Origin of the sequence: Mesotoga sp. B105.6.4 (assembly GCF_002896535.1) — a bacterium.
Classification (GTDB): Bacteria; Thermotogota; Thermotogae; order Petrotogales; family Kosmotogaceae; genus Mesotoga.
Window position 1 is genome coordinate 1 of sequence record NZ_JWIM01000019.1, and the last position, 11906, is coordinate 11906.

Genomic DNA, 11906 nt, shown 5'->3' on the forward strand with positions numbered 1-11906 from the left:
AGCTAGCGATAGCAGCAGCCTAATATTGAGACAGGGGATCGCAGATCTATCTAGAAGATTCTCCAGGATTCAAATCCCTCTAATGTCTTTGAGGGAATACATATTTCTTAGAGACGGAATTTCGCTGCCACAATTAGAGCCATTCTCTCTTGAGCCTTCTTCAGTTAAAGAGATAATAAACTGTACAAACGTACTCTCTGCTTTTGAGGAGTATCTTGAGCGAGGATTCAGGCCGTCTTATATGGAGTGGGACTTTCGAGAGCAAATAGAACACATTATTGAAAAGACACTTCATGGAGATGTTCCGTTCTTCGTTCCCCAAATCTCAGATATTCACTTCAGGCTAATGAATGCCGTTGTAGGCTTTTTGGCGATATCGAAAGTTCCAACACTGAACATTGAGAGGATGTGTAGAGATTGGGGTATAGGGAAGAGAAAGCTCTATGAACTTCTTACTGTAATGAACGCAACAGGAATAATCAGAATAGTATATAGAGAAAATGATAATCGAACCTTCTCCAAGGGTGAGAAAATATTCTTTGGTGACCCTGCTTTCTACTCAATTGGTACAGGAAATACCGGAACAAGAAGAGAAGCCTATGTGGCACAATCCTTCGAAGATTCGGGTAAAAGAATCTTTGCCTGTGTGGATGAGCAAAACGGAGATTTCTCTGTAGATGGGAAGATTATTGAAGTGGGAGGAAGGAGCAAGAAACCAAAGAAAGCCGAGTTCGTGATAAGAGACGACACGGATCTGCCCCATTCAAACTCGATTCCAATGTGGACACTCGGCTTTCAATACTGACAATAGCTCGTAGTTACCCTGCCGGCTCTCTCTAGAACCTGCTGATCGCTGTGAGTGAAACAGGGACTGACAGGCTCTTGATGTCTGTCCCATTTTTCGCGTCCGCCCTCTCTTCTCTCTCTTCCCAAGGATCGCTCTTGATAAAATGGAGTCCCTATTTTTGACTAGTCGTGATTGTGCTCTTATTTGTTTATAAGCACTTTCCAACCACCGACAACGCACCACCAACAACGGCTCTGAAAAAACGAGTCTGTCCCTATTTTTGTTGTCCCTATTTTTGTTCGGGAGTCCCTATTTTTGTCGCTGCAAGCACCAGTCGCGGCGGGGTGGATCAGAGGTAAGAGGGATGAGGATAGAGGTAAGAAGATCAAGATCTTTGCGCTCTTCCAACCTCTAGCCTGTCGCCTCTAACCTCTGCTCTCCCTTCTCGTCGCGCCAGTTCCGCTCCGCGGCCTAAGAACCAAGAACCTGGACGCGAAGCGTCGGAACGAAAAACTTGGGCGCAGCGCGCCGGAACCGCTCTTCTGCTCTTGATAAAATGGAGTCCCTATTTTTTCTTTTTCTGTCACCTTTTTTCCACTAGGGTCATCCCGTGATGCACCTGCACGGGATCTCGCCCTGAAGAGCCGCTGCACGCTTAAGAACGAGGACCCGCTGATCGCTGGTAAGAACCGATTCTGAAAAATGGAGTCTGTCCCTATTTTTTGCAGTTAAAGCCAGTCACTGCAAGCTGTGGCGAGAAAAACTACAAGAATGCCAAACCGATTTTACAAAGCCAGTTCTACTTCGCGGGCAAAGGAGCCGTTGTGTTCACGTGAAGATCGGGATTCTGAGCAGGATCATCTCAGAATGACGGAATCCTAGACGAAGAACCAAGAACCTGGACGCGTAGCGTCGGAACGAAGAACCGCTTTTCTCAGAGGGCGACTCTAGTTTCGGAATGACGGCATTTAACGTTCCTTTACTTTAGGGCTTACAACTTGGAACTGACAACTTGCAACTGCTCCATCTCGTGGACGGCAGACCGTTGACAGACAACGTTGTTTTCTCCAATCACCAACAACGTACCACCAACAACGGCTCTGAAAAAACGAGTCTGTCCCTATTTTTGAAGTACATGCCCTTGGACGAAGTACGCGGGACGTTTATTCTCGCTCCCTTTCAAAAGACGCCGGACAGCTTCTGTCTCTCTCCGAAATTGTTGTGTCCGTGTTGTTGTGGAACGAATATATGCTAATATAGTTTCATAGTGAAACGGCAGGAGATGATTGTTTGAATGCGGACGAGTTAGTTCAGTCACTCGAAGAGATACAAAAGAGAAAGGAAATGGAGCTCCCATCGAGACTTAGGCCTTACTTCGACAAAATAGAGATGAAGAACAGGGCAGTACTTGTTTTTGGCCCAAGAGGAGTTGGAAAAACCACTTTTCTTCTGCACAGATTTAGGGAGAGAAAAGTACTCTACGTCTCGGCTGACAACCCTCTCGTTTCTACTAGTGACCTATGGAGCATAGCAAAGACAGCTTTTGTAAGGGGTTATGAGGGGATAGTTGTGGATGAGGCTCACTACGCAAAAGATTGGAGCATCCATCTTAAGGCCCTCTACGATTCCTATCCGGGAAAACTGGTAATAGCTAGCGATAGCAGCAGCCTAGTATTGAGACAGGGGATCGCAGATCTATCTAGAAGATTCTCCAGGATTCAAATCCCTCTAATGTCTTTGAGGGAATACATATTTCTTAGGGATGGAATTTCGCTGCCACAACTGGAGCCATTCTCTCTTGAGCCTTCTTCAGTTAAAGAGATAATAAACTGTACAAACGTACTCTCTGCTTTTGAGGAGTATCTTGAGCGAGGATTCAGGCCGTCTTATATGGAGTGGGACTTTCGAGAGCAAATAGAACACATTATTGAAAAGACACTTCATGGAGATGTTCCGTTCTTCGTGCCGCAAATCTCGGATATTCACTTCAGGCTAATGAATGCCGTTGTAGGCTTTTTGGCGATATCGAAAGTTCCAACACTGAACATTGAGAGGATGTGTAGAGATTGGGGTATAGGGAAGAGAAAGCTCTATGAACTTCTTACTGTAATGAACGCAACAGGAATAATCAGAATAGTATATAGAGAGAATGATAATCGAACTTTCTCCAAGGGTGAGAAAATATTCTTTGGCGACCCTGCTTTCTACTCAATTGGTACAGGAAATACCGGAACAAGAAGAGAAGCCTATGTGGCACAATCCTTCGAAGATTCGGGTAAAAGAATCTTTGCCTGTGCGGATGAGCGAAACGGAGATTTCTCTGTAGATGGCAAGATTATTGAAGTGGGAGGAAGGAGCAAGAAACCAAAGAAAGCCGAGTTCGTGATAAGAGACGATACGGATCTGCCCCATTCAAACTCGATTCCAATGTGGACACTTGGATTTCAATATTGACAATAGCTCGTAGTTACCCTGCCGGCTCTCTCTAGAACCTGCTGATCGCTGTGAGTGAAACAGGGACTGACAGGCTCTTGATGTCTGTCGCTTTTTCGCGTCCGCCCTCTCTTCTCTCTCTTCCCAAAGACCGCTCTTGAAAAAATGGAGTCCCTATTTTTGTCGATCGCGAGCACCAGTCGCGGCGGGGTGGATCAGAGGTAAGGGTGATGAGGATAGAGGTAAGAAGATCAAGATCTTTGCGCTCTTCCAACCTCTAGCCTGTCGCCTCTAACCTCTGCTCTTCTCGTCGCGCCAGTTCCGCTCCGCGGTTTAAGAACCAAGAACCTGGACGCGAAGCGTCGGAACGAGGAACCGCTCTTGTTCCTAAAAATAGAGTCTGTCCCGTTTTTTCCGTCCAGGACCCGCTGATCGCTGGTAAGAACCGATTCTGAAAAAATGGAGTCTGTCCCGTTTTTTCCCGCCGTTTTTTGTATCAAAAAATGGAGTCTGTCCCCTTTTTAACACCTATGTATCAAAAAATGGAGTCTGTCCCCTTTTTAACATTATGAAGGAAGACCTGCTCTTGTTCCTAAAAATGGAGTCTGTCCCGTTTTTTCCTTTGTTCTTCAAAGACTGGAGTCGCATTCTTTCGACCGCGAGTTCAGCTTTTGCTCGTGCAATAGCCTTTATGAGAAATTCGAGATCCTCGTCTGCCCTTATCATTATTGCTTTAGGCTTCCCGTTAACCGTAACGATAACCTCCGATCCCTCATCAAGTGTTTTCCAGACCGCTGAGGGATTGCTTCTCAGGTCTCGAGTCGCTATGTACTTCATAAAACCACCTCCTGTACAAGTATATTGTACAATAAGACCTACATAATTACCTACACAATCGTAAATGCCAGTTCCGCTCCGCGGCCTAAGAACCAAGAACCTGGACGCAATGCGTCGGAACGAGGAACCGATCTTGAGAAAATGGAGTCTGTCCCTATTTTTCTACAGATCATAGTCCCTATTTTTCTACATGAGAAAATGGAGTCTGTCCCTATTTTTCTACAGATCATAAGCGAAGCGTTCAAGAGATATACACAACTGCCCAGTAGAGATATTCCCATGATTTCAAAGTATGCAAAGCTCATGAGGGTAGAAAAGAAGCTTAGCGCCTATTTGGAGGTATTGCTTTGAAGAACTCGATGCAGCTGAAAGCGATGATTAAGAACGTGGCAAAAAGCAAGAATATATCTGCTCAAATTGTCCTTCAGAACTATATGCTGGAGCGTTTGCTGGAAAGAATTTCATCATCACGCTACCAATCGAACTTCATCTTGAAAGGTGGATTTCTTATCGCATCAATAGTAGGCCTTGATACAAGGGCGACCATGGATATGGACGGGACCATTAAAGGGCTAAAAATGAATGTAGAAAGTATATCAAACATGCTGAACGAGGTTTGTGCGATAGAAATGTGAATAATGAAGTCCCTATTTATAGAAAGGCCTTACTTAGTGTGGTTTGGTTGAAGATTCAGGAATTCATGCGGAAATTGATATAATTGTTCTTGTATAGCCTAAGCAGCGCAGGAAGAAGGGAGGGTTCTCCGTGAGAGTCGTTCTTGAGAATATCGGGCCGATAAAAAAAGCAGACATTTCGGCCGGTGATCTGACCGTTCTCGTCGGGCCACAAGCAACGGGTAAAAGCATCTTTCTTCAGTTGTTCAAGTTCTGCGTTGATCACGCCGACATAGTCAGAGAATTGAAGAAGTTTGGCTTTGATTGGAAGAATGAGCTCGAGAGTTTCTTGCCAGTCTATTTTGGCGAAGGGATGCAGGCGATATGGAATTCTCAGAGCTACATTGGACTTAACGGAAGAAAGTTTCAGATCGAAACTCACGTGAAGAGATCAGGCGGAGAAGACAGTGAGGCCAAAGTATTCTATATACCCGCTCAACGAGTTCTGATTATCTCTGCCGGGTGGCCACTTCCTTTCACCTCTTTCGATCCTACGTACCCTTTCGTTGTTAAGGACTTCAGTGAGAAGATCAGGCGCATAATGGATTCCGGCCTTGGGAGCGGCGGCATCCCTATCTTTCCGAGAGACGGATACTTCAAGAAAGAGATAAGGGACGCGCTGCAGAAATCCATAATGAGAGAAGGCAAGCTGAAACTAGATATAGGCCTCAGGAAAAGAATCATGCTGGAGGTTGCGGGAGTATCAATGCCTATCATGACCTGGTCTGCAGGCCAAAGAGAATTTGCGCCCTTACTACTTGGGTTGTTCTGGCTGCTGCCTTCGGCAAAAGTCTCTAAAAAGCAAGGCGTGAACTGGGTCATAGTTGAAGAGCCAGAAGCAGGCCTTCACCCGCTTGCAATTAGGGATGTCTTTCTTACTATAGTCGAACTGTTGAGCAGGAATTATAGAGTCCTGCTCTCAACCCATTCTTCGGGAATAATAGAACTCGTTTGGGCAATAAATGAGATTGTATCTCATCCTGAAGCAACTGCAGACAAAAAGAGGAAGCTTCTCCTCGACCTTTTCGAACTAAAAACAACGACAAATACGAACAAACTAATAAAGGATTTCGAAAACAAGAAGCTCGTTGTCAACTACTTCAAACCGACCGAGGCTGGCGTGGTGACTGAAGATATTTCTTCACTCGATCCCGGGAGCGATAAGAAGTCAGTGTCGGAATGGGGTGGCCTCGTAGAATTCACTTCCAAGACAAACGAAATCGTAGCAAAGCTCTGGAGGTAGAAAATAGATCAAATACAGCCCATAATGAATTCATCTCTTGGCCCCTGTATAAAGAACGGACTTCAAGCAATTGGAAACCTGACAGAGTAAGTCTCAAGAAACGAGAACCAATGCAAAGAGCGTTGATATAGATAGATGCCTCAAAGAGGATTATCCGACTGAGAATAGATGGGATTATGCTGTTTTCATCGAGAGTGATGCTGTTCTGAAAACAGCATTCATAGAGATTCATCCGGCAAATGAATCCGAGGTCGATGAGGTGATCAAAAAGGCGCAATGGATGAAGCGATGGATCATGGATAATCAGATAAGAGTCATCACTGAGAACCGGAAGTTTTTCTGGGTTTCATCTGGCAAGGTAAACGACAGCAAGAACTCCCAGAAAATACGTCTTCTCCACAAACAAGGAATCGAAGGCCCACAAGAACATTTGGTTGTTGACAAAGAAATGAGATTCTAATGCCCCATCCGATTATCCCGTATCAGCCCGAAGTAATTCTATACGGGACACCGTTCTTTAAGTAATGGATCTTGCTCCCGCTCTTATGGCCTCGATCCTAAACCAACCAAGAACTTGGACGCGAAGCGTCGGAACGAAGAACTGCTCTTCTCCCGCTCTTCCCAAAGACGGGTCCACGCTCTTGGACGAAGGTCGAAGGACGGCTCTCTGCACGCTCTTATGAAGGAAGAACTGCTCTTGTTCTCAAAAAGGGAGTATGTCCCTATTTTTACTATTAGATGACACCGGGGACGTCAACTTTGTTGATGTCCCCGTCTTCATCATAAAGCATTAACTAAAAGCAGATAACGGGTACCTAATATCCGTGGTCAAGTTGCTTCAGTCAAGTCTTTGATCTGAGCAACTGGTGCGTATTCTTTCACATTATTGATACCGTCTTTACAATTGCTCTTGGTTGAATAACCTTCGCCTATGGCAATAATTTCTCCGTTAGGTGCTAGGAGTCTGAATCGATATTCATTATTCTTGTCCTTAAAGATTTCAAACCGCGGTTCTTTCATTGCTATTTTCTACCTCCTTGGTCAGGTCAAGTCAAGACACCTGATAGCTTTTGTTTGCAATAACAACGTTCAAATAACAATAAGTCTTTCTGTAGAATTAGTGCTCAAATTAGGGTTCGAAATCACTGTCCAGCTACTTTGTTCTTCGGACTAGAGTGAAATTAGTCTTGTGGCACTTGCTGCATGGAGGAAACCTTTCGCCCTTTACACAAGTGACTTCATTACCACAGTTTGTGCATTTGTAGATACCAGAGACTTCGACTTTCTGGCCAGTTGTTGGCAATCTTTTCACCTCCTTCCAGTGAACTTATGCATAAGTCATCAAGCGAGCTTCCAAGAATTGAGTGCTTCAACTCTAACCGCAATGACAGTTCTTCTACGAAGCAAGTTCCCTAGAGAAGATAGAAAATACAACAATTAACAATGCTTTCATTTTACTACTTTATCAACATAAAACAAAACTCCTGAATACTCCCAGGATGCTCATCCATCCTTAGCTGCCACTAAGGATGTGGTTGACAACTTGAATGTCACTTGAGTAGTAGACTTTTCCTTATTAATATGATAAGGTCCCTATTTTTCCATTCGAAGGACGGCTCTCTGCACGCTCTTATGAAGGAAGAACTGCTCTTGTTCTCAAAAATGGAGTCTGTCCCCATTTTCTTTTCTTGGTTGTTGACAAAGAAATGAGATTCTAATGCCCCATCCGATTATCCCGTGTCAGCCCGAAGTAATTCTATACGGGACATCGTTCTTCAAGTAATGGATCTTGCTCCCGCTCTACGCCCTCGATCCTAAACCAACCAAGAACTTGGACGCGAAGCGTCGGAACGAGGAACCGCTCTTGTTCTAAAAATGGAGTCTGTCCCCGTTTTTCCATGCGTTTTTCCATGGCAACCGCAAAGCGGTTCGTGTCGTGTTTCTTAAGCTGCCATTATGGTAGAATAATCTGGATAGAACACTAGGCAAATATTTATAATTACATAGTGTTCTATCCACATAATCGGTGGAGGCCTTTTTAATGAGCAATAAAACCGATATTGAGAAAAAAATAAAGTCCTGCTTCAAATATAATAATTATTTCCAGCAAACATCGCAGTTTCTAAAAGCGGGAATACATCCAAGAGAAATAAAGACGGCTCTAGAAAATGGATGGATTATCAGGATAAAACATGGTCTATATATGCTGGCAGATGCATACAATGGTCTTGAAACTGATCTTGTGGCAATTACTAAAGCAAGTAAATATACCGTTATATGTCTAGCTTCAGCACTCCAGTTTTATAACCTGACTACATACATCTCTCCTAAAATTACCATTGGTGTACCTAATAACGTAAGTCATCTCAAGTTTGAATATCCCCCCGTTAAACTCTATTACTTTGACAAAAGCACATACAAAATCGGTATTACCAGAATAAAAACGAATTCCGGGATTATAAGAATATATGACCTCGAAAGAACCATCTGCGATGCTTTCAGATTCAGGAAGGAACTTGGAGAAGACATTGCCGTTGAATCATTAATAAATTATGTAAAACGCAAGGATTCAAATATCTCAAAGCTAATGGAATACGCATCAATGCTTAGAATCAAAACGGTGATAACACCTTATCTTATACCCATTATAAAATCCGCTATGGAGTGATTGTATGCAAAATATTGGGGCTTCGGTTAGAACGAAACTGTTGAACATTTCAAGAAAGACAGGAAGATCCAATGAGTACTTGCTCATACAATACTTTTATGAGCGTTTTCTCTACAGATTAGGAAAATCAAAATACAGAAATAGATTGATACTCAAAGGCGGAATGCTGTTGATATCCTACGATTCCCTAAATAGATCAAGGCCTACAAAAGACCTAGATTTTCTTGCAAAGGGGCTTCCAATAAAAGCAGACAAGGTAAAACCAATTATTGAGGAAATACTTAATTCCGCAGACTCGAATGATGGGGTGCTATTTGATGCAAACAGCATTCAGGTTGAGCAAATAACAGAAGATCAAGATTATACAGGAATTCGGGTCTTTTTTGTAGCTCAGCTTGCCAATACTAAAGTAAAGACCCGACTTCATTTGGATATTGCCGTGGGAGACAGCATTGTTCCAAGTCCGATTGAAATGGAATATCCCGTACTTCTTGATTTTGAAGCTCCTAAGGTTATAGCTTATTCCAAAGAAACAGTTATAGCTGAAAAGCTTGAGACAACTGTCAAAAGAAGCACGGCAAATAGCAGGTTGAAAGATTTCTATGACATATACTACCTTGCTCAAACAACCAATTTTTCTCTCGATGTCCTCTCCAACTCAATAAAATCAACCTTCATGAATCGAGGAACTCCTCTTCCAGAAGAAACTTTCTTTCCCGAAATGATCAAAGACGATGCTGGTATGGAAATACGGTGGAAAGCCTTCATTTCAAGACACGGACAACTTACGGATATTTCATACCAGGAATTGGTTAAAAAGCTGGATTCTTTTACCAGACCAATTATAATGAAAAACCAAGAGGAAAGTATTTGGGATTTCAACACATGGTGCTGGGCATCTACCTTATAAACCAACAAAAATAACAAAGGAAAGAACACCTTTGAGAACTATCTCTGTTTTTCAAGGCTTCCTCACTCGTTAGCGTGCAACTCGGTTTTCAGCTTAGCTAGCTTATCAACAACCACGAAGTGGTTCGAAACAATTTCATAGGAGTTCGTGACACCGGCTTAGTCTGTCGTGTCAATCCCGAGGGATTCGCCCCGCTGCAAAGCAGCTCTTGCCTAAACCCAAGGCGCATCTCTTGACCCTACCATTTTCCCGTAGAAAATGCGACCATATTTTCTACAGCGTCACTTTTTTTCGGTCTACCCCTTGGCCTTCTTTTAAGTGAAACGCTTAAAACATTTTCGAATTCGGCAACCTTTTGATCGCTGAAGAACGGCTTTCCATCTGAACAGAGCTTTTGTTCAATGGGTTAGACACAACAGAATACAGCATCTAACTGTTCGCTCTTGGATGATTCATCCTCACCACTTCACTTCTTCTTGTTTTACTACTCCTCATTTACTTGTCCAATTCCCCTCGTGGTGAAAAAGGCAAAGAGATACCTCTTCTTGAATCACTTTTGTCTTCATCTCTCTTTGCACTGCTCTCCTGAATGAAGAACTATATTACGCAAATGTAAATAAAGGAGTCTGTCCTATTTTCTTGAAAGTCATAGGTATAATTTGTCCGGGAAATTAGGTTATGAAGGAAGAACCGCTCTTGTTCCTAAAAATGGAGTCTGTCCCTATTTTTCTCTTTCTTTCTCTCTCTCTTCCTCTTCCCGCTCTTTCGGCTCTTGCCATACCCTTGCCATACCCTAGACGCAGTTCTAGGAGAGAAACCAAGAACCTGGACGCGAAGCGTCGGAACGAAGAACTGCTCTTCTCCCGCTCTTCCAAGGACGGGTCCACGCTCCTGGACGAAGGGCGAAGGACGGCTCTCTGCACGCTCTTATGAACGAAGAACTGCTCTTGTTCTCAAAAATGGAGTCTGTCCCTATTTTCCTATGGTGAAAAAGGCAAAGAGATACCTCTTCTTGTATCACTTTTGTCTTCATCTCTCTTTGCATTGCTCTCCTGAACGAAGAACTATATTACGCAAATGTAAATAAAGGAGTCTGTCCTATTTTCTTGAAAGTCATAGGTATAATTTGTCCGGGAAATTAGGTTATGAAGGAAGAACCGCTCTTGTTCCTAAAAATGGAGTCTGTCCCTATTTTTATTGTGATTGTGCTCTTATTTGTTTATAAACGCTTACCAACCACCAACAACGGCTCTGAAAAAACGAGTCTGTCCCTATTTTAGGTCCCCCGTACCACCAACAACGACTCTGAAAAAACGAGTCTGTCCCTATTTTTGTATTCGCCCTTGAGAAAATGGAGTCTGTCCCTATTTTTTGCTAAGCTCCTAGCTCCGGAACGATGAACCGCTCTTCAGAAAATGGAGTCTGTCCCTATTTTTTGCTCCTGGACGAAGGTCGAAGGACGGCTCTCTGCACGCTCTTATGAAGGAAGAACTGCTCTTGTTCCTAAAAATGGAGTCTGTCCCTATTTTTGAACCCGTGTCAGCCTGAAGTAATTCTATACGGGACACCGTTCTTTAAGTAATGGATCTTGCTCCCGCTCTACGCCCTCGATCCTAAACCAACCAAGAACTTGGACGCGAAGCGTCGGAACGATGAACCGCTCTTCAGAAAATGGAGTCTGTCCCTATTTTTCCTCCTCGCTGACTTGATCTCTCAATATTCAGCTGCTCATCAAACATCTCTTCTATCCTCTTCACGCTCTTTCTTTCTTGATCTAAGTCCCCGCTTGAGCGGGGTGGCGGCATGCTCCTGCCGACGGGGAGTGTGCACGTCCAGCTAAGGCAAGAATGTTCAGTGGGAGAAAAAGGCCCGCCGGGGAAGAAGTCAGAGCCCCGTAGCTTGGATAGCAGTGGGGAAGGAAACTGAACCACTGAAGTCTATTGACAAAGCCATATTAAGTATGGTGAGCGAGTGGTCAGGCCATAACGAAAGTGAACGCACGAGTAGCCTCGAGACTACAGTTCCGGAAGTCGAGTCCTTGCACACCGGGCGAAGACAGCAGATATGAGCGAAGACTGACTGAAACGCGAATATCTTCCGGCGGGGTGGTAGCGATGGCATGATCACAAGGACATTCTACGCAACTGGAGAAGCCCTACTGGTACCTGGGAGAAATCCCTTGAACGAGGTAGGTCATATAACCGGAATGGGAAATTGACCGAAAGACCAGAGGGTGGCGGATGGGTTCGTATTAGCTATGACGGAGGGTAACTCCTCCCGAGTAAAGGAGCCCTACTGTATGTAACTCTTGTTACCAAGAAAGGAGGCAGGAATCGTAATGAGAAAAGGATTCA

At 43.9% G+C, this 11906-nt stretch carries 9 protein-coding genes; 6 read left to right on the forward strand and 3 right to left on the reverse strand.

The annotated features are described in order from the left end of the window. Both RJ60_RS05720 and RJ60_RS05725 read left to right on the forward strand, forming a co-directional pair. On the forward strand, nucleotides 1–805 hold an 805-nt coding region (locus RJ60_RS05720), incomplete at its 5' end, for an ATP-binding protein (protein WP_103134222.1). Nucleotides 806–2077: 1272 nt separating this feature from the next. Continuing rightward, complete coding sequence (locus RJ60_RS05725; RefSeq protein ID WP_099830781.1) at nucleotides 2078–3241, forward strand: ATP-binding protein; 1164 nt, start codon at nucleotides 2078–2080, stop codon at nucleotides 3239–3241. 507 nt (nucleotides 3242–3748) lie between these two features. On the opposite strand, the gene RJ60_RS05730 is transcribed toward RJ60_RS05725, so the two are convergent. After that, the gene (locus RJ60_RS05730; protein WP_258006194.1) at nucleotides 3749–4057 is read right to left on the reverse strand and encodes a type II toxin-antitoxin system Phd/YefM family antitoxin; all 309 of its coding nucleotides are present in this window, start codon (nucleotides 4055–4057) and stop codon (nucleotides 3749–3751) included. A 347-nt stretch (nucleotides 4058–4404) separates the two neighbouring features. On the opposite strand from RJ60_RS05730, the gene RJ60_RS05740 reads away from it, so the two are divergent. Further along, nucleotides 4405–4692, forward strand: a complete 288-nt coding sequence (locus RJ60_RS05740) for a nucleotidyl transferase AbiEii/AbiGii toxin family protein (RefSeq protein ID WP_219725866.1) — start codon at nucleotides 4405–4407, stop codon at nucleotides 4690–4692. Nucleotides 4693–4822: 130 nt separating this feature from the next. Continuing rightward, a complete protein-coding gene (locus RJ60_RS05745) occupies nucleotides 4823–5974 on the forward strand; it encodes an AAA family ATPase (RefSeq protein WP_099830441.1) in 1152 nt (383 codons plus the stop codon). Nucleotides 5975–6802: 828 nt separating this feature from the next. Here RJ60_RS05745 and RJ60_RS05755 read toward each other — a convergent pair. After that, nucleotides 6803–6994 (reverse strand): YegP family protein, encoded by a 192-nt coding sequence (locus RJ60_RS05755; protein ID WP_099830443.1) that lies wholly within the window; start codon nucleotides 6992–6994, stop codon nucleotides 6803–6805. A gap of 133 nt (nucleotides 6995–7127) precedes the next feature. Further along, nucleotides 7128–7286 carry a hypothetical protein gene (locus tag RJ60_RS16500; RefSeq protein ID WP_099830444.1) on the reverse strand — a complete coding sequence of 53 codons (159 nt, stop codon included), beginning with the start codon at nucleotides 7284–7286 and terminating at the stop codon, nucleotides 7128–7130. 729 nt (nucleotides 7287–8015) lie between these two features. Here RJ60_RS16500 and RJ60_RS05765 point away from each other — a divergent pair. Next, nucleotides 8016–8642 carry a type IV toxin-antitoxin system AbiEi family antitoxin domain-containing protein gene (locus tag RJ60_RS05765; protein WP_099830445.1) on the forward strand — a complete coding sequence of 209 codons (627 nt, stop codon included), beginning with the start codon at nucleotides 8016–8018 and terminating at the stop codon, nucleotides 8640–8642. Nucleotides 8643–8646: 4 nt separating this feature from the next. Beyond that, a complete protein-coding gene (locus tag RJ60_RS05770; protein WP_099830446.1) occupies nucleotides 8647–9552 on the forward strand; it encodes a nucleotidyl transferase AbiEii/AbiGii toxin family protein in 906 nt (301 codons plus the stop codon). Nucleotides 9553–11906 lie beyond the last annotated feature (2354 nt).

Coding starts and splice junctions, on each gene's coding strand:
- RJ60_RS05770 (WP_099830446.1), top strand. CDS start 8,647: ATGCAAAATATTGGGGCTTCGGTTAGAACGAAACTGTTGAACATTTCA.
- RJ60_RS05730 (WP_258006194.1), bottom strand. CDS start 4,057: ATGAAGTACATAGCGACTCGAGACCTGAGAAGCAATCCCTCAGCGGTC.
- RJ60_RS05755 (WP_099830443.1), bottom strand. CDS start 6,994: ATGAAAGAACCGCGGTTTGAAATCTTTAAGGACAAGAATAATGAATAT.
- RJ60_RS05765 (WP_099830445.1), top strand. CDS start 8,016: ATGAGCAATAAAACCGATATTGAGAAAAAAATAAAGTCCTGCTTCAAA.